Source organism: Anoxybacillus sp. LAT27, from assembly GCF_022030075.1.
Classification (GTDB): Bacteria; Bacillota; Bacilli; order Bacillales; family Anoxybacillaceae; genus Anoxybacillus; species Anoxybacillus kestanbolensis.
In genome coordinates this window covers 20020-42954 of sequence record NZ_JAIWYK010000065.1, presented here as the reverse complement: position 1 = coordinate 42954, position 22935 = coordinate 20020, and the positions used below count along the sequence as shown (strand labels likewise).

Here is a 22935-nt window from a genome sequence, read left to right as displayed (position 1 = left end):
TCCCACAAACATTTTACTCATACGTGACTGACTTGTTGTTCCATTTCCAAAAAATACGTCTCTGCTTTCATCGTCGTTTGGTTGAAGTATACGATCATCGCCATATGGCAATGGCGAATGTGTTTCGTTTGTAAATAATGCGGCAAGTCGAACGGGATCAGTTCAACGACCGTATGTTTAAATAGTTCTTTTTCGCTTAGTGAAAGAAGGTGCGGTTGTTCGGACAGTTTTTCATATACGCGCGCGCGTACATGTTTGTCCGTTTTGTCGTCCCACCACGGTTTGCGCGGTTTTTGTTTTTGATTGCGCAAATAGTCGTATTTCATCAACGCTTCGACAATTGGCAAGTTGGGCATGTTTGTCGTTTGTAAAAACGAATAGAGGCGGCGGAATAAATCTTCAAGCTGATGTCCGATGCGCGCCCAACCTTGTTCATCCCAATACGTCCCAAACGACTGGAAAAAGTCAAACGGCGTGTCAAATAGATGGGTGACGATATATTCGATCGTCTCGTCCATGCGATGATCGTTCCAATATTTTTCAAGCACATCTTCGACTTGTTTTAAGCGAATGATGTCATGAAACGACAGCACATTGTTCTGCAAAATTTCATACGGCGCGCGGTCCATAAAGACGTAGCCGTATTCGTTTGCCTTGTGACGAAGCCCTGTGCCGCGCAACATTTTTAAAAAGCCGAGCTGCAATTCTTCAGGACGAAGGGCAAATACGTCGTTAAACGTTTTGCGAAACGATGTGTAATCTTCTTCCGGAAGCCCGGCGATTAAATCGAGATGTTGCGCGATTTTTCCGCCTTGTTTCACCATCGTGACGGTGCGGGTGAGCTTTTCAAAATTTTGTTTCCGCATGACGAGTTTATTCACTTCATCGTTTGTCGATTGCACCCCAATTTCAAAACGGAATAGCCCTGGCGGCGCTTCTTTATTTAAAAATTCAATGACTTCTGGGCGCATAATGTCGGCCGTAATTTCAAATTGGAACACGACGCCCGGCACGTGCTCGTCAATTAAAAATTGGAACATATCCATCGCATAGCTACGGCTAATGTTAAACGTGCGATCGACAAATTTAATGACTTTCGCTCCGTGTTTCATTAAATAACGTAAATCTTCCTTTATTTTTTCACGATCAAAGTAGCGAACGCCGACTTCAATCGACGATAAACAAAATTGGCAACTAAACGGACAGCCGCGGCTCGTCTCGACGTATGTGACGCGTTTTGATAAATGCGGGATATCTTCTGGAAAGCGAAACGGCGACGGCATGCTCGCTAAGTTGATTTTATTTCGTTGCGGGTTAATGACCGCTTTGCCGTCTTGATGAAATGCGAGTCCAGCGATGTTTGCGACATCGTCGCCATTTTGAAGCGCTGTCAGAAGCTGTTTAAACGTTTCTTCTCCTTCGCCGATGACGATATAATCAAACTCCGGCACGCGCTCAAGCCAATAAGCGACGTCATATGACACTTCTGGTCCACCGACGACGATTGTGACGGTCGGATGCACTTTTTTCAAAAGCTGAATAACTTCAATCGTCTGTTCGATGTTCCAAATGTAACAGCTAAACCCGACGACATCGGGTTTGCGGCGATATAAATCGGTGACGATGTTTAACACCGGGTCTTTAATTGTATATTCGACAAGCTCCACATGAAACTCCGGTTGGGCGTACGCTTTTAAATAGCGAATTGCTAAGTTCGTATGAATATATTTCGCATTCAACGTTGTACAGATGATATGCACGGCAAACGACTCCTTTACATGTAGGCTGCAACAAGTCATTATATCATATAAGAAAGGAAAGGAAAAAGGGTATCCTTTTTACAGGACACCCTTTTGTATTATGCTGAAATTTGGTTTTCGGCCCGTTTCGTTTTGCCGCGGTTTGACATCATAAACAAAATGAATGTGGCGACGACGACGGCATAAAGGACAAACCAAACGTTAAAACCGCCGACGATCAAGCCCATGCCGAGCATACCAGCCGCTAAAATGTAATACGTCATCGGAATGAGCGCTTTACGAATTAAGCTTCCTTCTTGACCGACAAGACCGACTGTGGCGGAAGCGGCAACGACGTTATGGACACAAATCATATTTCCAGCTGCGCCACCAACCGCTTGTAGCGCTACGACAACGGCAGCGCCTGACGCCGATAAACCGATGCTTTCTGCTGTACCGAATTGGAAAAGCGAGAACATCATGTTGCTAAATGTGTTACTTCCTGCAATAAACGCGCCGAGCGCACCGATGAGCGGCGCCACGATCGGCCATGAGGAACCAGCGATATGCGATACGCCTTCGGCTAAAACGAGCGGCATGCTCGCAAGCTCATCTGTTTTCGTATTAATGAAAATGTTGATCATCGGTACCGCGAAAATGAGTGCCGAACCTGCGCTTAATGCCGTTTTAAACGAATCGGTAAACGCTTTTTTGTAGCTTGAAGCGTCCATACGATGTAACACGTACGTGATAAGTGAAACGATTAAGAAAATCGTACCTGGCAAATAAAGTGGCGTTGATTTAATCGCAATGCCGGAGTTGAATAAGTTATCGATGAGAATGGTGACGCTTTCTCCTGTTAAAAACGCTTTCACTTCTGTTACGGTGCGCGTAATGACAAGTAAAATCGCCACTAAGACGTATGGGAACCAAGCGTTCAAAAGGGAAATGCGCTTTTTCCCTTGAGCGATGTTCGTTTGTTCATTGTTTAAACGCCCGATCCATTCTTGTTCCCAACGGTTGCGATGTTCGAAATCAAACGTATCTTTCGGCATAAATAGTCCGGCTTTTGCAGCTGGAACGACAATAATAAGACCAATGAGCGAACCGAGCAATGAAGGAAACTCCGGTCCAAGTACGTTCGCGATGATTGCATACGGAACGGTAAATGCAAAACCGGCAAGCATCGCAAACTTCCAGACGCGCAATCCTTCGCGGAACGAACGATTTTTGCCGAAAAAGCGCGTAAGCATCCCGACCATAATAAGCGGAATAAACGTTCCGACTATCGCGTGAATGAGGCCGACGTTGGCGGCAATTTGCAGTAAATAATCGGTAAACTCCATATCGCCAATTGCTTTCATGACCGCTTCTTGATTGGCAAGACCTGTGTTTACCCCAACGAGAATCGGTGTGCCGATCGCCCCAAATGAAACAGGTGTACTTTGAATAATAAGCGAAACTAATACAGCCGCCATCGCTGGAAAGCCGATTGCAACGAGAAGCGGAGCGGCGATTGCTGCTGGTGTTCCGAATCCTGCGGCCCCTTCAATAAACGAACCGAACAACCAGGCGATAATGATTGCTTGAATGCGACGGTCTGGCGAAATGTGAATGAATCCTTGGCGAATCGTTTCAATCGCGCCGCTTTCTTTTACTGTATTTAAAAGCAATACTGCTCCAAATACGATAAACATAATTTCGATGGCGGTTTTTATCCCGTTGACGCTAGCGGCAGCCACAACGTTCATTTTCGTCCCCCAAACGAACAAAGCGATCGCCGCGGTCACAACGAGCGCAACAGGCATCGCGCGGCTCGCGGGCCATTTCAGTATGACAAGAAACAAGAAAACTGTTAAAATTGGCAATAGTGCGATAAATGATAACATGTTCCTCCCCCTTTGTTTATATATGATGACGTAATTCCTTATCCCCTCGTCATAAGGTCATACAATCATCTGATGAGTATATCATAATGTAAGCGCAACCAATTTTCAATATGAATATTTAAAAATTTTTCACAGTTATTTTGTAGAAAAATATGGTTCTGTTTTTTTATTCAATCATAAAAATATATTAAAAATTTTGATAAAATACATTTGAGATCACACTTCTTTTGTGATTATCTTTACATCTTATTGCCTGGCTCTCTTATGAACATATATAGTAAAAGAGAAAGCGAGGTGAACAACGATCATGATGGCGAATCGAGTGGAAAGGCATATGATTTGCGCCACTCATCCGTATTATCCGATGCTCGATGAGTATTGTTTTCGGTCAAAAAATTTGTACAACTTCGCCAACTATCAAGTGAGGCAAACGTTTTTTCAACATGGCACGTATCTTTCTTACAACAAGCTAGACAAGCTGCTGAAAACAAAAGGGATGGATGCAGACTATCGAGCGATGCCAATGGCTCAATGTGCCCAACAAACGTTAAGAATGTTGCATCAAAATTGGCAATCATTTTTTAAGTCGATGAAAGATTGGGCAAAAAATAAAGACAAATATACAGGCAGACCGAAACTGCCCAAATATCTCAAAAAAGACGGACGATATGTACTTGTGCTAACAAATCAATCATGCAAAGTCGTCGATGAACAAATCACTTTTCCTGCCTGTTTCCAAGGTTTTCAACTAAAGACAAACATGAAAGGGAAGCTTCAACAAGTCCGATTTATTCCAAAACACCGCCATATCATCGTCGAAGTCGTTTACAACATTCCTATCCCAGCGCAAAAACAAGATCGCGACAGATACATCAGTATTGATTTAGGATTAGATAACTTCGCAACCATTGTGAACAACGTGGGCAAACAACCGATCGTGATCAATGGTAAAGGTCTAAAATCCGTTAATCAATACTACAACAAACAAATGAGCCACTACCGCAAAGTAGCGAAACAGATGAATGGACTCGATTGGACAAAACGAATGAGCAAAATGACAGAAAAACGAAATCGCATCGTGGAAAACTTTATGCACCAAGCGAGTGCCTTTGTCATGAAACATGCGTTGTCTTTAGACTGCGATACGATTGTGGTGGGGATGAATAAAGATTGGAAGCGTGAAGTCCATCTCGGAAAGCGTACGAATCAAGCATTCGTTCACATTCCGTATCAAACGTTTCTTCATCAGTTGCAGTACAAAGCCGAACAGCATGGGATTCGCATCATCGTGACAGAAGAAAGCTATACATCCAAATGCAGTTTTTTAGACATGGAAGAAATGAAGAAACAAAAGCAATACAAAGGAAAACGAATCAAGCGTGGGCTGTTTCAATCTGAAAACGGAACGCTTATCCACGCAGATGTCAATGGAGCATACAACATTATGAGAAAAGTATTCCCAAAGGCGTTCGCCAATGGGATAGCGGGTGTGGGGTTACACCCGATCCGAGTACATGTCGCTTAAACGACGTGGACGGATAAACAATTTTATTAAAATTTATGATTTTAATAAAATTGATAACCTGATATGATATTCTATTCATGTGGGGGAGCAAACAAGAGATGATGGGGTGGACAGAGTGTACAAACAAATTAAACCGAAAAAAATATATGAAGAAGTAGCGGAAGCGATTTTACATATGATTCAAACCGGACAGTTAAAACCGGGCGATAAACTCGATTCCGTTCAACAACTAGCTGAAAATTTCCAAGTTGGGCGCGCAGCTATTCGTGAAGCGTTAACTGCGCTTCGAGCGATGGGGCTTATTGAAATGAAACAAGGGGAAGGCACATACGTGCGTGAATTTGACCCAGCGATGTTATCGTTCCCGATTTCTGCCGCTATACTGATGAGCAAAGAAGACGTGGCCCATTTATTAGAAGTAAGAAAACTACTTGAAGTCGGTGCAGCAGGAGTGGCGGCAAGAAAGCGAACGGAAGAAGATTTGCGTGCGATGCAAAGCGCCCTTACGCAAATGCGCGAAGCGATTGGCGATGAAGAGCTTGGCGAAAAAGCCGACTTTTTATTTCATATGGCAATTGCGGCGGCAACGAAAAATCCGTTGTTAGTTAGCTTAATGAACAACGTATCTGGCATGATGATGGAGACGATGCGAGAAACGCGCCGCATTTGGCTGTTTGCCAAACAAGCGACGACAGAACAACTACTTGAAGACCATATCGCCATTTTTGAAGCGATTCGCGACCAAAACGTTGAACTCGCCCAAGAGCGAATGAAAGAACATTTAGGACATGTTGAAAAAGTGCTTGCTGACTACATATCTTTATAGTGGAGGTGCTCCCTCCGCCCTTAATCATCAGATGACCAGTTGACTAATTTGGCAATAAGATGTAAAGTGAAAAAAAGAAAACGTTTTCTTTAGGGGGATCGGGAATGAACGTCACATTATTTGTTACATGTTTAGTTGATTTATTTCACGTGAACGTCGGAAAGGCGACCGTTGAACTATTAGAACGGCTCGGCTGCACGATACATTTTCCAGAGGCGCAAACGTGCTGCGGACAGCCAGCGTACAATAGCGGCTATGTAAAAGAAGCGAAAGAAGCGATGAAACATATGATTCGCACGTTCGAACATGCTGAATATATCGTGACGCCATCCGGTTCGTGTGCCACGATGTTTAAAGAATATCCGCACATTTTTAAAGGCGATGGCGAATGGGAAGAGCGGGCGAAACGCGTTGCCGATAAAACATATGAACTGACGCAATTTATCGTTGATGTATTACAAGTCGGAGATGTCGGGGCGCAGTTAGAAGGAAAAGCGACGTACCATACGTCATGTCATATGACGCGCTTACTTGGCGTCAAAGATGCGCCGCTTACGCTTTTACAACACGTAAAAGGGCTTGAAGTTGTCCCTTTGCCGAACGCGCACAATTGCTGTGGATTTGGCGGTACGTTTTCTGTAAAAATGGGGCCGATTTCCGAACAGATGGTCGATGAAAAAATTCAATGTATTGAACAAGTCGAAGCCGACTATTTAATCGGTGCAGACTGTGGCTGTTTAATGAATATCGGTGGGCGCATCGAACGAAAAGGCAAACCGATTCGCGTCATGCACATTGCCGAAGTGCTCAATAGTAGATAGGGGGGATTCATATGGCGATGAAAATTAACATGGGAGAATTTCACGAACGGGTGGAAAAGGGGATTCATAATACGTTTATGCGCGGGGCAGTGGCAGGGGCGCAAGAGCGGCTGCGCACGCGCCGATTAGCAGCAGCCGAAGAACTCGGCAACTGGGAAGAATGGCGCGCGCTCGGAGAAGAAATTCGCCAACATACACTTGAAAACTTAGACTATTATTTAATGCAACTGAGCGAAAATGTAAAAAAACGCGGCGGGCACGTCTTTTTTGCGCAAACGGCAGAAGAAGCGAACGACTACATTTGCCGCGTCGTTGCAAGCAAACAAGCGAAAAAAATTGTGAAATCGAAATCGATGGTGACGGAAGAAATTCATATGAATGCCGCATTAGAGAAGCTTGGCTGTGAAGTCATTGAAACGGACCTTGGTGAATACATTTTGCAAGTCGATGACCACGATCCGCCATCGCACATCGTCGCACCTGCCCTTCATAAAAATAAAGAACAAATTCGCGACGTATTTCAAAAAAAGCTGGCGTATACAAAAACAGAAAAGCCAGAAGAACTGGCGCTTCATGCGCGTGCGATGTTGCGCCAACAATATTTAACCGCAGACGTCGGCATTACCGGATGCAATTTTGCGGTTGCGGAATCCGGTTCGATTACGCTTGTGACGAACGAAGGAAACGCCGATTTAGTCACCGCATTGCCGAAAACACAAATTACAGTCATGGGAATGGAGCGCATCGTACCGACGTTTGAAGAAATGGAAGTGCTCGTTAGTTTACTGACGAGAAGTGCGGTCGGGCAAAAATTGACGAGCTACATTACCGTATTAACCGGTCCGCGCGAGGAAGGGGAAGTGGACGGACCAGAAGAATTTCATCTCGTCATTGTCGACAACGGACGTTCTGACATTTTAGGGACGGAATTTCAACCGGTATTGCAATGTATTCGTTGCGCGGCGTGCGTGAACGTTTGCCCTGTATACCGTCATATTGGAGGACATTCGTACGGTTCGATTTATTCTGGGCCGATTGGAGCGGTATTGTCCCCGCTTCTTGGCGGCTACGATGATTATAAAGAATTGCCGTATGCGTCCACATTATGCGCTGCCTGTACGGAAGCATGTCCGGTAAAAATTCCGCTTCATGAACTGTTGTTAAAACATCGCCAAACGATTGTCGAACGGGAAGGAAAAGCGCCGATTTCGGAAAAATTAGCGATGAAAGCGTTCGGATTAGGTGCGGCATCATCTTTGTTATATAAGCTTGGTTCAAAAATGGCCCCGACTGCCGTCAATCCGTTTACGACAAACGACCGCATTTCGAAAGGTCCCGGACCGTTAAAAGCGTGGACGGACATTCGTGAATTTCCAGCGCCAGAAAAAGAACGGTTCCGCGACTGGTTGAAACAAAGGGGGAACGAATAATGGAAGCTTTTTTACAACGAATTGCTTCACGACTTGGACGCGATGTGCGCACGTCTGTTGAGCGCCCACAGTGGAGACATGCACCGCAACAAACGGTGTTTCAAGGATACAGCCAAAATGAATTGCTTGACGTATTAAAACAACAATGTACCCGCATTCATACGACTCTTGTTGAAACAAACAGCGCCGAGCTTCGTGATACGCTGCAACAAGTCATTGCTGCGCATGGCGGTGGACCGATCGTTGTCGCAAACGATGAGCGCTACGAACAGTTTGGGCTCTCCTCCTTTTTACAGAGAGAAGATGTGTACGTATGGGACGCTACACGTGGACGTGACAATATTGAAGCGGCAGAACGAGCTAATATCGGCATGACATGGAGCGACATGACGCTAGCGGAATCGGGAACGGTCGTGTTATTAAACAACCGCGATCAAGGGAGAACGATTAGCTTTTTACCGACGACGTATGTGGCGCTTATTCCGAAAAGTACAATCGTTCCGCGAATGACGCAAGCGGCGCGCATCATTCGGGAGAAGCATGTTCCGTCATGCATCAATTTTATTACAGGTCCGAGCAACTCCGCAGATATTGAAATGAACTTAGTCGTCGGCGTGCATGGGCCGGTGAAAGCAACATATATCGTCATTACCGATCGTTAAGCAGCCGATGCGCTGCTTTTTTTTTAATTCCAATCAGATTAGTAAAATTTTCGGAATATTCAAGAAGGAATAAAAAAACAGATGGCGAATATACATCATAACTATGGAGAGGGAGCGATTGAGGAGGGAATGCGTTTGAGTTTGCAAAACATGATGGAAGAATCAAAGTTCGTTCAGCTTTCGATACAAGAAAAAGAGGCGATCGATCGGCGAATAAGTTTGTATGATTTTATTTTACAACAAGTGACAGATGCGATCGTTTTAGTAAAAGATGACGGGACGTTCATAGACGTCAATGAAGCGGCGTGCCGTTTGTTTCGTGCGTCAAAAGAACAGCTGTTGTACAAAAATTTTTACGAATACGCCTACCTTGTGCCAGAACATATTTTCCATTTTCAAAAACAAATGTTGCATAAATTAGGGGCATACGACGATGAACTCATCATTCGTTTAGCCGATGGCGAAATCAAACATGTGCAACTATTTATGCGCCGCCATGACCATCAACCGTTTAACTTATATATGATCCGCGATATTACCTCAAAAAAAGTGCTTGAGCGTGAACGGACGATTAACGAAACGTTATTTAAAGATTTGTTTAATCGCGCAGGCGACGGCATCGTCATTTTTGATGAACAAGGACGCTTTATTGATGCGAATCCTTCCTTTTGTGCGAGCGTCAATGTATCGAAAGAAGAACTATTCAAATTATCGATTCAAACATTTATTCCAATTGAATATTACGATTTATTTGAACAACTGTTGCTCACATTAAAACGAACGGGAACGGTATCGAGCGAACTTCCGTTTATTTTAGGGGACGGCATGCAAAAGCTGTTTGAACTGACGTTAACAGCGAACGTACATAGCGGCTTTTTTATGGCGATTATGCGCAACGTGACGGAAAAACGAAGCATGGAGATGAATTTGCAACGAAGCGAAGAGCGATTTCGTGCTATTTTTGAACACGCTCATGAGGCGATTTTAATTTGCGATGATTTCGGAAACATTTTGCGCGCCAATCCAGCGGCAAGCCGAACGTTTGAATTGCCGCTTCATGACCTTGTTCATGCGAACTTAATGCAGTTTATTGATGCAAAAGATGAAAAAGTACGTCACGTATTACGGCAATTTTTCCGCGATGGAGAAATTCGTGATGAATTAACGTTTCATATGCCAAACGGGGAGAAAAAACAACTTGAATTTACTTCGAAAAAAGGGGTTATTAACGGTTACCATTTAACGATTTTCCGCAACGTAAGTGAACGGAGAAAAATGGAGAAACAGTTGCGTGAACAAGAACAAAAATTTCGCAACGTATTTAATCATGCGATGGACGGCATTGTGTTAATGGATAACGAACAGCGTATTTTTGATGCCAATCCGGTAGCATGCCGTATTTTCGCGCTTTCCAAAGAACAGTTGATGGAAAAAAGGTTGCATACATTTATCGGAAGCAACGATTTGCATAAATTTCAAATGTGGTTGAACAACGGAGAGGAAGAAGAACAATTTACAATTACAGATGGCGAAGGAAAGAAAAAAATCGTTGAATTATCGTTTAAACCGAACATTATTGAACGTGTCGGTTTGATGATGGTGCGCGACATTACCGAGAAAAAAGAAATGGAAGAACAACTTCGCAAATCAGATACGTTAAGCGTCGTCGGTCAACTGGCGGCAGGCATTGCGCACGAAATTCGCAATCCGATGACAGCGCTAAAAGGATTTATTCAGCTTTTACAAGGAAGCATCGGCAATGATTGTGAACAATATAATATGTATTTTCACGTCATTATGTCAGAATTAAAACGGATTGAGTCCATTATTACTGAATTTCTAGTATTAGCAAAACCGCAAGCCGTTCATTACGAGCGAGGCGATGTCGCAAAAATTATGCAAGAGACGGTCGATTTGTTAAGTGTACAAGCGACGATGCATAACATTCAAATTGAAGCCACATATGAGCCGGTTCCGCCAATTTATTGCGATTCGAAACAACTAAAACAAGTGTTTATTAACATATTAAAAAATGCGATTGAAGTGATGTCAAAAGGCGGAACGATTACCGTTTCCGTATCGCACGTTGCAGAGGGGGTACGCATTGCTGTCCGCGATGAAGGAAGCGGCATTCCGAAAGATAAAATCAAAAAATTAGGCGAACCGTTTTATACGACGAAAGAGCGCGGAACGGGACTTGGCTTAATGGTCAGCTATAAAATTATTGAAGAACATCAAGGGCGCATTGACGTCGAAAGCGAAGTCGGGGTTGGTACAACGTTTTATATTACTTTACCAATTGTTAATGACATGCGATGAACCGATATGATCGTTGGCTATGAAACCGTTCGTCCAGAAGATGTCGCTTCGCACTATCAATGTCGACTAGGCAAATGGTACTTTGATGAACAAACGAAAAAACAATTGCAAGGCACGCCGGCATACGAAAAATTAAATGCTCCCCACGAACGGGTACACGTTGCGGCAAAAAAAGCGGCGGAAGCGTACGCTAAAGGCGATCTAAAAGGTGCCGAAGCGCAGTTAATCGAACTAGAACAAGCATCGATAGAAGTGATTCGTCTCATTGATAAGCTGATGGAAAAAGTCGAAAAAGAACGGACGTTTGAAACCCACCTCGCATAAGGTGGGTTATTTTTTTACGATATGGGACAACGCAAGTGCGAAAATGAGTAGCGCTCCTTTTATAATATCTTGTGCATAGTACGGGACGTTCATCATCGTCAGCCCGTTTAACAACACGCCAATAAAAATCGAGCCAAGTAACGTACCGATCACATTCGGTTTGCCGGCACCAAACACGGAAAAACCGATAAAGGCAGCGGCGACGCTGTCCATGAGTAGCGATGCGCCCGCAGATACTTGCCCTGTACCAATGCGGGAAGCGAGCACAATACCACCTAAAGCGGCAAACAATCCGCTAATCATATACGCATATGTACGATAGCGGTTGACAGGAATGCCGGTGAGATGAGCGGCTTCACGATTTTCGCCTGTCATATAAAATAAGCGGCCTGTTTTTGTATATGTTAAAAAAAGATGCGCACAAACGACGAGCAAAAGCATAAGCAACACAGAAAACGGGACGCCAAACAGCTCTCCTTGTCCGATAAATAAAAACGATGGAATAAATTTTCCAGGTGCCACGCCACCTTCGGGAAGTGGCATATCGTTATAAATGGAAAAACCTTTCGTATACGTGAGCTGCACGCCGTTAATGATGTACATGACCGCTAACGTCGCCAACAAGTCAGGCAAACGAAGGCGAATAATGAGAAACGCATTGAGCAGCCCAACGAGCGCTCCGAGAAGAAGCGGAACGGTAAGGGCTACGAAAAGTTCTTGACGATGTAAAACGAGCGCGGAGGCGCTGGCGATCGTTGCTAAGCTGACGGTGGAGCCGACCGATAAATCAAACCCGTCGACAATTAACGAAAACGTAATGCCGATCGCAACAAGCGTCACAATGGAAATAGAGCGCAAAATGTCGCTAAAGTTGGCGTATGTGAAAAACGAATCGAGCGAGAAGCTAAAAAAAGCGATGACGATTACGATAGCGAGTATCGTTCCGTACTTGTATAAAAACTTCAACTTGTTCCACCCCCTGTCATGTCGTAGACGAGCTGTTCATACGTCGCCTCGTGCGCGTCCATTTTTTTTATGAACCGCCCGTCGACCATGATGTAAATCGTATCGGCGATATGAAGCAATTCTTGACATTCGCTCGTTAAATAAATGATCGCTTTTCCTTTTTCAGCAAGCGCGCGAATGATGGCAAACACTTCTTCTTTCGCATGCACGTCAATGCCTTTTGTCGGCTCGTCAAAAAGAAAGACGTCGCCATTTGTTTGTAACCATTTCCCGATGACGACTTTTTGTTGATTGCCGCCGCTTAAATGTTTCACAAGCGCAGTCGGCGAAGATGGGCGAATATGTAACGATGAAATAAGGTTTGTAGCGATCGTGCGTTCACGTCGTTTGTCAATCCATTGCCATGGGGCGATGTTTGACAATAGGCGTATGGTCAAGTTTTTTTCGATCGTTTCGTTCATAAAAAGCCCTTGTTTTCGCCGTTCTTCAGGAATGAAACAAACGCCTGCTTCAATTGCATCTTTTGGCGAGTTCCACGTTTGCTTTTTTCCATGCAATATGCGTTCGCCTGTCGTTTTTACGTGAGCGATCATACTTTCGGCAAGTTCTGTTTTTCCTGCACCAACGAGGCCGGCGATACCGACAATTTCACCACGCCGAACAGCAAGATCGACGGTCGTGTTCGTTTTCGGGATATACAATTGTTTCACTTCAAATATCGTTTCGTCGCGGACGGTGCGCGCTCGTTGCTCGTTCGTTTCTTTTTGGCGTCCGACCATATGGCGCACGATGTCTTCTGTCGTTAGCGATACATCGCCTTCGTAAACGATGGTACCGTCTCGTAAAATCGTCATGCGGTCGCATATGCGTTTTACTTCGTGCAATTTATGCGAGATGTAAATAAACGACACCCCTTGTGCTTTCAATTGTTCCATCATCGCAAACAATCGTTTCGTTTCTTCTTCGCTTAATGAAGCGGTTGGTTCATCTAAAATAATGTAGCGAGCGGAAGAAGAAAGGACGCGCGCAAGTAAAATAAGCTGTTTTTCATGAAGCGTGCACGTCTGCACCGGTGTATCAAGCGACAAATGGGCTAAGCCGACGCGTTCAAGCAATTGTAAAACAGTTGCGCGCTGTTTCGTTTTGGAAAAGAACATACGTTTTTGTTCGACCATTTGTTCAGCGAGAATATTTTCATATACAGATAAAGCAGGGAATAACGCCGCATCCACTTCTTGAACGACATGTCCGATGCCGGCTCGTTTCGCATCTTTCGGCGAAAAAAATGTATGTGGCTGTCCATCGATTTCAATCGTTCCGCTAGTCGGTTGCAACACGCCAGCTAAAATGTTCATTAACGTGCTTTTTCCTGCGCCATTCATACCTAAAAGGGCGTGAACTTCGCCCGGTTGGATATGGAAGTTCACGCCGTTTAATACGGTCACATCACCAAATGAATGAACGATTTGTTTCATGCGTAAACCGCTCATTGTTTTTTCACCTTTTCTTCAAGCGTCTTCATCCACGGCGAAACCGCAACATTCGATTGGCCCCAGCTTGTAATGTAGTTGTGCAGTTCGCCCATCGACACTTGCTCATCTGGTAAATCAGAACGTTTCACTAAATGCGGTTCAAGTGAATAAATATTTGGCGTTTGTTCGCCGGCAATTTTTTGATACGCAAAGCGCACTTGCACGCGTCCGACTTCCGCTGGGTCAGTTGCCGTTGTTGCGACCCATGGGCTATTCGGTTGTTGAATGAGTTGTAAATCTTCATCGCTTAAGTCGATGCTGTATACTTTAATTTCTGTTCGACCTGCTTGTTGAATGGCGCGCGTCGCTCCTTTAGCGAACTCATCCCACGTCGCAAAGACGGCGTCGATGTCGCCTTTATTCGGATATTTTTTCAAAATGGCTTCCATTTGTGTTTGTGTATCTAATGCAGTATTGGCGCTTGCCGTGCCGAATTTGGCGACTTCTTTTATGTTCGGATATCGTTTTTGAAACGCTTCATATATGACGTGGCGGCGTTCCATCGGCGTAAAGCCGCCGACCCAAATCGTGACGATTTCGCCTTCACCGTTTAAATCTTCCGCTAACGTTTTTAACGTTTTCCATGCTAAGCTGTAATCGTCTTGGTCAATGACGGTGACACCTGGGATGTTTAAATCGTTATCGAATGCGACGACGTGAATGCCTTTGGCGAGCGCTTTTTCAACCGGTGCTTTTAACGCATCGGCGCGTCCGTGGTCTAATAAAATCGCATCGACGTTTTTGCTAATTGCTGTTTCGACGTACGATGCCATTTTCGTTAAATCGTTATCGGCGTTATAAATTTGCACGTCGCCTCCGAATTTCGCGACTTGTTCTTTTACCCCAGCGATATATTGCGATGAAAATGTGCCGATCGACATTTGCATAATGGCGGCAATTTTAATCGGTTTGTTTAATGCGGTTGGAATGTCCGCTCCTGTTGTTTCATTCGTTTGTTTCGTTTCTTCTTTCGCCTGCTCTGCCGGTTTTGAGACGGCGTCTTGTTCGTTCGTGCATCCTGTTAAAAGGGCAAATATAAGCACGATGAGTATCGATAGTTTTTTCATGCGAAAACCTCCTCAAATAATGTCGGTAGCTTCGTTTTGTAGTCGCCGGACACGATACCTTTTTCTGTAATGATGCCGGTAATGAGTTCATGCGGCGTAACGTCAAATGCAGGATTGTACACGTTCACATCCGGCGCGATGTTTACACCAGCGATATGGGTCACTTCTTCTTTCGCCCGTTCTTCAATCGGAATGTCGTCGCCTGTTTTCGTCTGTAAGTCGATTGTTGAAAGCGGGGCGGCGACATAAAACGGAATGTTGAACGCGTTCGCCAAAATAGCTAAGCCGAGCGTGCCGATTTTGTTCGCTGTATCGCCGTTGGCGGCAATGCGGTCTGCCCCGACGATGACGGCAGAAATGCGCTTTGCTTTCATCGTTTGCGCCGCCATATTGTCTGTAATGAGGGTCACATCGACGCCAGCTTGCGAAAGTTCCCAAGCGGTCAGCCTTGCGCCTTGCAAGACCGGGCGTGTTTCACAAGCGTACGCATGAAGGATGATTCCTTTTTCTTTCGCTAAATGAAACGGGGCGAGCGCCGTGCCGTAGCGTGCCGTTGCAATCGCCCCCGCATTGCAAATTGTCATGATGCGGTCGCCGTCTTGAAACAAAGAAAGGGCATATTCACCGATGCGGCGGCAGACGTCTTCATCTTCAATTTGAATGCAAATTGCTTCATGAATAAGCGTCGTTTTTGCTTCGTTGACAGATGTGGCGTTGGCGACGCTTTTCATCAGCCGATCAAGCGCCCAAAATAAATTGACGGCAGTCGGACGCGAGCTTGCTAAATAGTCGCGATCGCGCTTTAGTTTAGTATGAAATGTCGCTAAATCATCGGTTTCATATAATTTGGCTGCAAGTGCTAATCCGTAAGCGGCGGTCATGCCGATCGCTGGTGCCCCGCGCACTTTTAACGTGACGATCGCGTCCCATACGTCTTTTATATTTTTTAATTCTAAATATTCAGTCTTATGAGGCAACGCTTGTTGGTTTAAAATCGTAATATGCGTATCATGCCATTGTACTGCTTTCATCATTTTCCTCCTAGCTGTTTACATGTGCGGTTTGTTCAACGAGACGTTTGAAATCATCGACACGAAGATTGTGTCGATGGACGATCAGCTCGCGTCCGAGACGAAGGGCATGGCGTTTCGCTTCGAGCCGCCGTTCAAGCGGCAATTCCTCCAAATCGGCTACGTGCGCTAAGCCGATCGTGCGGCGAATGACTTCGCAACCAGCAAATCCGATCGCTTCGACGAGCGCATCGTTCATGATGTCGTCGAGCACGAAAGAAACGCGCGCATACGGTTCGTTGCTTTCTTGCCAACATGTTGTAAATGTGCGAACAAACACGTCCCACGTTTTTTCAATATGTGTAAAGAGCGGCTCGCATTCGCTTTCATGGCGAGAGAGGGCGTTTAATAGTAAATTGGCAAAAAAATTCCCTAAATCAAAGCCGATCGGACCGTAAAATGCAAATTCTGGATCAATTACTTTCGTGTCATCGTCACTTGCGAATATGCTTCCGGTATGTAAGTCGCCATGAAGCAACACGTCTGCTTTTGTTAAAAAGAGCCGTTTCAATTTCGCTACTTCGCGCTTGAGTTCATCATCTTGCCAAAGCTGTTCGACATCGGCGCGCAGTTCTGCTTCAAAGTTGTTCGTGTCGTGATCAAAAAACGGGTCGGTAAAGATGAGATCTTCCGTAATTTTACAAAGTTCAGGATTTGTAAACTGTTGGGCGAGCTTCTTTTTTTGTTGTTGATTCATGCCAAAATCAGACGTATAAAACGCCGTTTTCGCGACAAACTCGCCGATATGTTCAGAAAGCTTCGGAAATGTTTTTCCTTCGATAAGTCCACGACGTGCAATTTGTAAATGGGATAAATCTTCCATCACCGTAATCGCTAAAGTCTCATCGGAATAATACACTTTTGGTACATACTGAGAGGCGTAGCTTGCGAATGTGCGCAACGCTTGGCTTTCAATTGTCGCTCGTTTTAATGTGAGCGGCCAGCTTTCTCCGACGACTTTCGCATACGGTAGCGCTTGTTTGATAATGATGCTGTCGTTTGTGCGTTCGTTGACGATGCGAAAGACGAGATTTAAGTTGCCATCACCAATTTCTTGACTAGAAAGAAGGGCATCTTCTTGGAATAGCCCTAAACGAATCGCGAGCGCGACCGCTTTTTGTTCTGTTAACGGTTCGTACATATGAATTCCCTCCTTGACATAAATAAAAAACCTCTTTCGCTGAACGAAAGAGGTTTGAAGTTTGCTTCGCACCTCTTATCTCTCAGCCTACTGCTGCAAGAATTAGCACCGTGCGTCATCGCCGGTTGCCGGGTTTCATCGGGCTCGTCCCTCCACCTGCTCTTGATAAGAGTGTTTATCTTTATTTGAATATTTGAATGTTTTGAATAGTGAAAACGTTTCGTGAATTCGCTTGATTTGAATCATACATCGCTTCTCGCTTGTTTGTCAATCTTTTTTTTCAAAAATTTTATACACGTCTGGGCGACGATCAGCAAAAATCGGGATGCGGGCGCGTACGCGTTGTACTTCGCTTATGTCGATCGTTGCCTTGATGACCGTTTCTTGTTCGCTTCCTTCTGCAAGAATATTTCCCCACGGATCGATAATCATCGAATGCCCAGCAAACGTGTTGTTCGGGTCTGATCCTGCACGGTTGCACGCGACGACGTAACATTGATTTTCGATCGCTCGCGCCATTAATAACGTGCGCCAATGATGAAGGCGCGAAAGGGGCCATTCCGCAACGACAAATAACACTTCCGCACCGTTTAGCGTATGCGCGCGAATCCATTCTGGAAAGCGAATGTCATAACAAATGACCCCCGCACACGTCGTTTCATCGAGCGAACATAGCCCGGTCGTTTCTCCCGCTTGTAAATATACATGCTCATCCATCAATTTAAACAAATGAAGTTTGCTATATTCACAAACGACATCGCCGTTTCGATGGACGATATACATCGTATTCGTTATGTTGTCCGCCACTTTTTTCGCGACCGATCCACCGACGATATGCACATGATACGTGCGGGCAAGTTCGGAAAGAAACGCTTTCGTTTGTTCGCCGTTTTCATCGGCAATATGAGCAAGTCTCGTTAAATCGTAACCTGTCGTCCATAGTTCAGGTAAAACGACGACATCGGCTTCTTTCGCGATTTGTTCCATGTAGCGCACGACTGTTTGTTTATTTTTTTCCGGTGCTCCAAACGCAATGTCCATTTGTACGCAAGCGATATTCATCTCATTCACCTCAAAAAAATTTTCTTTACATTTTGATTTTTACGATATATGATTCTTGACTAGAATTTCAACCTTTTTGTGAAGTAGGTGTGAAAAATGAAAACATTTCCGCAATCGAACTTGTTACAGCAACTTCCGAAGCAATTTTTTGCTTCGCTCGTGCAAAAAGTGAACGCAGTCATTGCCGAAGGGTATGATGTCATTAATCTCGGACAAGGAAATCCAGATCAGCCGACACCAGCGCACATTGTAAGCGCGATGCAACAGGCGGTAGCAAAGCCTATGTATCATAAATATTCACCATTTCGCGGCTATTCGTTTTTGAAAGAAGCAGTCGCGACGTTTTATAAACGCGAGTATGGCGTGACGATTGATCCTGAAAAAGAAGTCGCTATTTTGTTTGGCGGAAAAGCAGGGCTCGTTGAAATGCCGCTTTGTTTATTAAATCCGGGCGATGTTGTGCTCGTTCCTGATCCCGGTTATCCAGACTATTGGTCGGGGGTCGTGCTTGCGCGGGCGCGCATGGAAATGATGCCGCTACGGGCGGAGAATGGCTTTTTACCTAATTACGAGGAGCTAAACAAAGATGTCGTTCGCAAGGCGAAACTGATGTTTTTAAACTATCCGAACAATCCGACCGGCGCAACCGCAACGAAACCGTTTTTTCAACAAACCGTTTCGTTTGCTGAAAAACATCGTATCGGTGTTGTACACGATTTCGCATACGGAGCGATCGGCTTTGACGGGAAAAAGCCAGTAAGCTTTTTACAAGTCGAAGGGTCAAAAGACGTTGGTATTGAAATTTATACGTTCTCAAAAACGTACAATATGGCAGGATGGCGCGTCGGTTTTGCGGTCGGTAACGAAAGCATGATCGAAGCGATCAACGTGTTGCAAGATCATCTATACGTCAGCATGTTCGGGGCGATTCAAGAAGCGGCAGCAGTCGCACTACTTGATTCGCAACAATGCGTCGCCGAGCTTGTCGCGACGTATGAAGCAAGAAGAAACACGTTCGTTCATGCATTGCGTGACATCGGCTGGAATGTGCAAGCGCCAGCAGGTTCGTTTTTCGCTTGGCTTCCGGTGCCAAACGGCTATACGTCGGAAACGTTTGCTGACCTTTTGCTTCAAAAAGCGCACGTGGCGGTCGCTCCGGGCATTGGGTTTGGCGAACATGGGGAAGGTTATGTGCGCACAGGGCTGCTCACAAGCGAAGCAAGACTTCAAGAAGCAGCGGAACGCATCGGGCGATTGCAACTTTTTTAAAAAATCGTTGACAAAATCGGCATGTGCTGTCATAATTCGAATTAAATTTATGAAAAACGAACTGTTCGAAAAATTTTATACATTGCGAATTCTTATCAAGAGTAGGTGGAGGGACGAGCCCGATGAAGCCCGGCAACCGACTTAACAAGTGTTAAGCACGGTGCTAATTCTCGCAGCAGTGAGCTGAGAGATAAGAAGAGACGAACAATTAGCCTCTTCTTATGAAGAGGTTTTTTATTTGTAAAGGAGTGATACGATGATTACCGCAACATATTTGATTCATGATGACAAAGACTTAGTGAAAAAAGCAGAAGGGATTGCGCTTGGGCTAACTGTCGGGTCGTGGACCGATTTGCCGCAGCTTGAACAAGAACAATTGAAAAAACATAAAGGGATCGTTCAGTCCATTGAAGAGCTAGAGGAAGACGAGCGTGTCAATACGTTTTTTGGAAAACGACTGAAACGCGCACTCGTGCGCATTTCGTATCCGAGCGTCAATTTTAGCGCCGATTTTCCAGCGATTTTGACGACGACGTTTGGAAAATTGTCGCTTGACGGAACGATTAAACTTGTTGATTTAACGTTTTCTGACGAACTGAAGCGTGCGTTTCCGGGCCCGCGCTTTGGCATTGACGGCATACGCGAAAAGCTTGGGGTTTTTGACCGTCCGCTTGTGATGAGCATTTTTAAAGCGGTCATTGGGCGTGATTTACAATACGTTACGGAACAATTAAAACTACAAGCGCTCGGTGGGGTCGATCTCGTGAAAGACGATGAAATTTTATTTGACAATGACTTAACGCCATTTGAAAAGCGCATTGTCGCAGGAAAACAAGCGCTACAAGAGGTGTACGAACAAACAGGGCATCGAACGTTATATGCGGTCAATTTAACAGGTAAAACGTTTGAACTAAAAGACAAAGCGAAGCGTGCGGCGGAGCTAGGGACGGACGTGTTGTTGTTTAACGTGTTTACATACGGACTTGACGTGTTGCAGGCGCTTCGTGAAGACGATGACATTCGCTTGCCGATTATGGCACATCCGTCGTTTAGCGGCGCGATCGCCTCATCGCACGTATATGGAGTTAGCTATGCGCTTCTTCTTGGGAAATTATTGCGCATGGCCGGGGCGGACTTTTCGCTTTTCCCATCACCGTATGGAAGCGTCGCGCTTGCAAAACAACAGACGGTTGCGATTCGCGAGGAATTAACGAAAGAAGAACCGTTTTTACGCACATTCCCTGTGCCATCCGCCGGCATTCATCCGGGGCTTGTGCCGCTTTTAGTGAGCGATTTTGGCATCGACTCCGTCATTAACGCAGGCGGCGGAGTGCATGGTCATCCGAGCGGGGCAATTGGTGGCGGGCAAGCGTTTCGTGCCGCAGTTGATGCGGTGCTTGCTGGTCGTTCGCTTCATGATGCGGCAAAAGAACACGAACCGTTACAACAAGCGCTTGATTTATGGGGGAGCGCTTGATGAAGTCAATTGTTTTTTGTGACTTTGATGGAACGATTACGTTAAACGACAACATTATTGCGCTCATGAAACAGTTCGCTCCGCCCGAGTGGGAAGCCATCAAAGATGACGTGCTTGCGCAAAGATGTTCCGTACAACAAGGTGTCGGACGCATGTTTTCGCTGTTGCCGACGACGCTAAAAGAAGACATCGTGCAATTTTTGCTTGACACCGCCCGCATTCGCGACGGATTTTCCGACTTTGTCGCATTTACGAACGAACGGCAAATTCCGCTTTATATCGTGAGCGGCGGCATCGATTTTTTCGTTTATCCGCTGTTAGACGGACTTGTTGAAAAAGAGCGCATTTTTTGTAACAGCGCTGACTTTAGCGGAGAAACGATTCGAATTACGTGGCCGTATGCGTGCGATGAACATTGCGAAAATGAATGCGGGTGCTGCAAGCCGTCGCTTCTTCGTAAACTCGCGCCAAAAGGGGCAAAAACGATTGTGATTGGCGATTCCATTACCGATTTAGCGGCGGCGAAACTAGCCGATCACGTCATCGCGCGCGACTTTTTGCTTGAAAAATGCCGGGAGCTTCATTTGCCACATACACCGTTTACGACGTTTTATGATGTCATCGATGCGTTACAAGAAAGCGAGGTGATCGTGTGAGACAAAAAAAATGGGAAGAGCTTGCGGAAGTGAAACGAGAACTAGCGGCGCGCGATTGGTTTATGGGAACGAGCGGCAATTTGTCGCTAAAGGTGAGCGATGAGCCGCTTACGTTTCTTGTGACCGCTAGCGGAAAAGATAAACGAAAAGAAACGGCAGAAGACTTTTTACTCGTCGGCGCGGACGGACAGCCAGCCGAAGCGACGCATTTAAAGCCGTCAGCTGAGACGCTTCTTCACGTGAACATTTACAATAAAACGAACGCTGGTTGTGTGCTTCATGTCCATACCGTTGACAACAATATCATTTCCGAATGGTACGGTGACGAAGGGGAAGTCGTTTTTACAAATCAAGAACTCATTAAAGCGTTCGGATTATGGGAAGAAGATGCGGCATTTCGCATTCCGATTATTCCGAATTTCGCTCATATTCCGACATTAGCAAACGCGTTCGCCGAACATGTTCATGAAGATCGCGGCGCAGTGCTTATTCGCAACCACGGCATTACTGTTTGGGGAAAAGATGCGTTTGAAGCGAAAAAATGGCTAGAAGCGTGCGAGTTTTTATGTCAGTACTATGTGAAATTATTACTTTTAAAACGATAAGGGGGAGTATGTATGGCAGTTATTAAAGTGCGCAACACAGGTGAAGTGATTGAAGGAAAGGAAAATGTCGCTACGTTTTTAAATAAGCAAGGGGTGTTGTACGAACATTGGGATGCAAGTAAACTTCCAGCGCATCTTCAAAACAAATTTGTATTAACAGATGAAGAAAAAGCGGACATTTTAGCAACGTTTCAATCGGAAATTGAAGATTTAGCGAAGCGAAGAGGTTATCAAGCGTGGGACGTTGTCGCTTTATGCGAACAAACACCAAATTTAGAAGAGCTATTGAAAAAATTTGAACAAGTGCATACGCATACAGAAGACGAAGTGCGTGCAATCGTTGCTGGTCATGGCATTTTCGTTATTAAAGGGGACGAAAATACAGGCTACTTTGACGTTGAACTTGAAGCAGGGGATGTCATTTCTGTCCCAGAAGGAAATCCGCATTTCTTTACATTAATGGACGATCGCCAAGTCGTTGCGGTTCGCTTATTTATCGATCCATCTGGTTGGGTGGCACATCCATATGAAGAAAAAGAAGGGGAATAACGCCCC

The 22935-nt window shown here is 45.1% G+C and carries 20 protein-coding genes and 2 riboswitches; of the genes, 12 read left to right on the top strand and 8 right to left on the bottom strand.

The features are described 5' to 3' along the window. Window positions 1-17: 17 nt before the first annotated feature. Both LD028_RS05135 and LD028_RS05130 read right to left on the bottom strand, forming a co-directional pair. Window positions 18-1760 (bottom strand): B12-binding domain-containing radical SAM protein, encoded by a 1743-nt coding sequence (locus tag LD028_RS05135; protein WP_237811176.1) that lies wholly within the window; start codon window positions 1758-1760, stop codon window positions 18-20. A gap of 98 nt (window positions 1761-1858) precedes the next feature. After that, complete coding sequence (locus LD028_RS05130) at window positions 1859-3628, bottom strand: L-lactate permease (protein ID WP_237811175.1); 1770 nt, start codon at window positions 3626-3628, stop codon at window positions 1859-1861. Window positions 3629-3935: 307 nt separating this feature from the next. Here LD028_RS05130 and LD028_RS05125 point away from each other — a divergent pair, with 307 nt between their 5' ends. From LD028_RS05125 to LD028_RS05095, 7 genes are all read left to right on the top strand, one after another. After that, a complete protein-coding gene (locus tag LD028_RS05125; RefSeq protein WP_237811174.1) occupies window positions 3936-5153 on the top strand; it encodes an RNA-guided endonuclease InsQ/TnpB family protein in 1218 nt (405 codons plus the stop codon). 106 nt (window positions 5154-5259) lie between these two features. Then, entirely contained in the window at window positions 5260-5979 is a 720-nt protein-coding gene (locus LD028_RS05120) for a FadR/GntR family transcriptional regulator (protein ID WP_309240389.1), read from the top strand. 104 nt (window positions 5980-6083) lie between these two features. Then, entirely contained in the window at window positions 6084-6800 is a 717-nt protein-coding gene (locus tag LD028_RS05115) for a (Fe-S)-binding protein (protein ID WP_237811173.1), read from the top strand. Window positions 6801-6811: 11 nt separating this feature from the next. After that, window positions 6812-8230, top strand: coding sequence for a LutB/LldF family L-lactate oxidation iron-sulfur protein (locus LD028_RS05110; RefSeq protein WP_237811172.1), 1419 nt, complete (start codon window positions 6812-6814; stop codon window positions 8228-8230). Beyond that, complete coding sequence (locus tag LD028_RS05105; RefSeq protein WP_237811171.1) at window positions 8230-8892, top strand: LutC/YkgG family protein; 663 nt, start codon at window positions 8230-8232, stop codon at window positions 8890-8892. The genes LD028_RS05110 and LD028_RS05105 overlap by 1 nt, the downstream gene beginning before the upstream one ends. 129 nt (window positions 8893-9021) lie before the next feature. Further along, window positions 9022-11211 (top strand): PAS domain-containing sensor histidine kinase, encoded by a 2190-nt coding sequence (locus LD028_RS05100; protein ID WP_237811170.1) that lies wholly within the window; start codon window positions 9022-9024, stop codon window positions 11209-11211. A 6-nt stretch (window positions 11212-11217) separates the two neighbouring features. Next, complete coding sequence (locus LD028_RS05095; protein WP_237811169.1) at window positions 11218-11535, top strand: CZB domain-containing protein; 318 nt, start codon at window positions 11218-11220, stop codon at window positions 11533-11535. A 6-nt stretch (window positions 11536-11541) separates the two neighbouring features. Here the strand turns inward: LD028_RS05095 and LD028_RS05090 are convergent, their stop codons facing one another. From LD028_RS05090 to LD028_RS05065, 6 genes are all read right to left on the bottom strand, one after another. Then, on the bottom strand, window positions 11542-12501 hold the full coding sequence (locus tag LD028_RS05090; protein ID WP_237811168.1) for an ABC transporter permease: 960 nt from the start codon (window positions 12499-12501) through the stop codon (window positions 11542-11544). After that, a complete protein-coding gene (locus LD028_RS05085; RefSeq protein WP_237811167.1) occupies window positions 12498-13991 on the bottom strand; it encodes a sugar ABC transporter ATP-binding protein in 1494 nt (497 codons plus the stop codon). Before LD028_RS05085 ends, LD028_RS05090 begins: the two co-directional genes overlap by 4 nt. Further along, window positions 13988-15100: a sugar ABC transporter substrate-binding protein gene (locus LD028_RS05080; protein ID WP_237811166.1), complete on the bottom strand. Its 1113-nt coding sequence runs from the start codon at window positions 15098-15100 to the stop codon at window positions 13988-13990. The genes LD028_RS05085 and LD028_RS05080 overlap by 4 nt, the downstream gene beginning before the upstream one ends. After that, entirely contained in the window at window positions 15097-16134 is a 1038-nt protein-coding gene (gene mtnA, locus LD028_RS05075) for an S-methyl-5-thioribose-1-phosphate isomerase (protein WP_237811165.1), read from the bottom strand. The genes LD028_RS05080 and mtnA overlap by 4 nt, the downstream gene beginning before the upstream one ends. A gap of 7 nt (window positions 16135-16141) precedes the next feature. Continuing rightward, window positions 16142-17311: an S-methyl-5-thioribose kinase gene (gene mtnK / locus LD028_RS05070; protein ID WP_237811164.1), complete on the bottom strand. Its 1170-nt coding sequence runs from the start codon at window positions 17309-17311 to the stop codon at window positions 16142-16144. 72 nt (window positions 17312-17383) lie between these two features. After that, window positions 17384-17483: riboswitch (SAM riboswitch) on the bottom strand. 95 nt (window positions 17484-17578) lie between these two features. Continuing rightward, on the bottom strand, window positions 17579-18373 hold the full coding sequence (locus LD028_RS05065; protein ID WP_171700673.1) for a carbon-nitrogen family hydrolase: 795 nt from the start codon (window positions 18371-18373) through the stop codon (window positions 17579-17581). Between the two features lie 96 nt (window positions 18374-18469). Between LD028_RS05065 and LD028_RS05060 the strand changes: the two genes are divergently transcribed. The 5 genes from LD028_RS05060 to LD028_RS05040 all read left to right on the top strand — a co-directional run bounded on the left by LD028_RS05060 (window position 18470) and on the right by LD028_RS05040 (window position 22929). Then, the gene (locus LD028_RS05060; RefSeq protein ID WP_237811163.1) at window positions 18470-19642 is read left to right on the top strand and encodes a pyridoxal phosphate-dependent aminotransferase; all 1173 of its coding nucleotides are present in this window, start codon (window positions 18470-18472) and stop codon (window positions 19640-19642) included. An 89-nt stretch (window positions 19643-19731) separates the two neighbouring features. Continuing rightward, window positions 19732-19839: riboswitch (SAM riboswitch) on the top strand. Window positions 19840-19898: 59 nt separating this feature from the next. Continuing rightward, entirely contained in the window at window positions 19899-21119 is a 1221-nt protein-coding gene (mtnW, locus tag LD028_RS05055) for a 2,3-diketo-5-methylthiopentyl-1-phosphate enolase (RefSeq protein WP_237811162.1), read from the top strand. Next, window positions 21119-21775, top strand: coding sequence for a 2-hydroxy-3-keto-5-methylthiopentenyl-1-phosphate phosphatase (locus tag LD028_RS05050; RefSeq protein WP_237811161.1), 657 nt, complete (start codon window positions 21119-21121; stop codon window positions 21773-21775). Before mtnW ends, LD028_RS05050 begins: the two co-directional genes overlap by 1 nt. Beyond that, on the top strand, window positions 21772-22380 hold the full coding sequence (locus LD028_RS05045) for a methylthioribulose 1-phosphate dehydratase (protein WP_237811160.1): 609 nt from the start codon (window positions 21772-21774) through the stop codon (window positions 22378-22380). Before LD028_RS05050 ends, LD028_RS05045 begins: the two co-directional genes overlap by 4 nt. A gap of 12 nt (window positions 22381-22392) precedes the next feature. Continuing rightward, window positions 22393-22929: a 1,2-dihydroxy-3-keto-5-methylthiopentene dioxygenase gene (locus tag LD028_RS05040; RefSeq protein ID WP_237811159.1), complete on the top strand. Its 537-nt coding sequence runs from the start codon at window positions 22393-22395 to the stop codon at window positions 22927-22929. The last annotated feature ends 6 nt before the right edge of the window (window positions 22930-22935 follow it).

Coding starts and splice junctions, on each gene's coding strand:
- LD028_RS05110 (WP_237811172.1), top strand. CDS start 6,812: ATGGCGATGAAAATTAACATGGGAGAATTTCACGAACGGGTGGAAAAG.
- LD028_RS05065 (WP_171700673.1), bottom strand. CDS start 18,373: ATGAATATCGCTTGCGTACAAATGGACATTGCGTTTGGAGCACCGGAA.
- LD028_RS05125 (WP_237811174.1), top strand. CDS start 3,936: ATGATGGCGAATCGAGTGGAAAGGCATATGATTTGCGCCACTCATCCG.
- LD028_RS05130 (WP_237811175.1), bottom strand. CDS start 3,628: ATGTTATCATTTATCGCACTATTGCCAATTTTAACAGTTTTCTTGTTT.
- LD028_RS05040 (WP_237811159.1), top strand. CDS start 22,393: ATGGCAGTTATTAAAGTGCGCAACACAGGTGAAGTGATTGAAGGAAAG.
- mtnK (WP_237811164.1), bottom strand. CDS start 17,311: ATGTACGAACCGTTAACAGAACAAAAAGCGGTCGCGCTCGCGATTCGT.
- mtnW (WP_237811162.1), top strand. CDS start 19,899: ATGATTACCGCAACATATTTGATTCATGATGACAAAGACTTAGTGAAA.
- LD028_RS05060 (WP_237811163.1), top strand. CDS start 18,470: ATGAAAACATTTCCGCAATCGAACTTGTTACAGCAACTTCCGAAGCAA.
- LD028_RS05085 (WP_237811167.1), bottom strand. CDS start 13,991: ATGAGCGGTTTACGCATGAAACAAATCGTTCATTCATTTGGTGATGTG.
- LD028_RS05115 (WP_237811173.1), top strand. CDS start 6,084: ATGAACGTCACATTATTTGTTACATGTTTAGTTGATTTATTTCACGTG.
- LD028_RS05105 (WP_237811171.1), top strand. CDS start 8,230: ATGGAAGCTTTTTTACAACGAATTGCTTCACGACTTGGACGCGATGTG.
- LD028_RS05080 (WP_237811166.1), bottom strand. CDS start 15,100: ATGAAAAAACTATCGATACTCATCGTGCTTATATTTGCCCTTTTAACA.
- LD028_RS05050 (WP_237811161.1), top strand. CDS start 21,119: ATGAAGTCAATTGTTTTTTGTGACTTTGATGGAACGATTACGTTAAAC.
- LD028_RS05100 (WP_237811170.1), top strand. CDS start 9,022: ATGCGTTTGAGTTTGCAAAACATGATGGAAGAATCAAAGTTCGTTCAG.
- mtnA (WP_237811165.1), bottom strand. CDS start 16,134: ATGATGAAAGCAGTACAATGGCATGATACGCATATTACGATTTTAAAC.
- LD028_RS05095 (WP_237811169.1), top strand. CDS start 11,218: ATGATCGTTGGCTATGAAACCGTTCGTCCAGAAGATGTCGCTTCGCAC.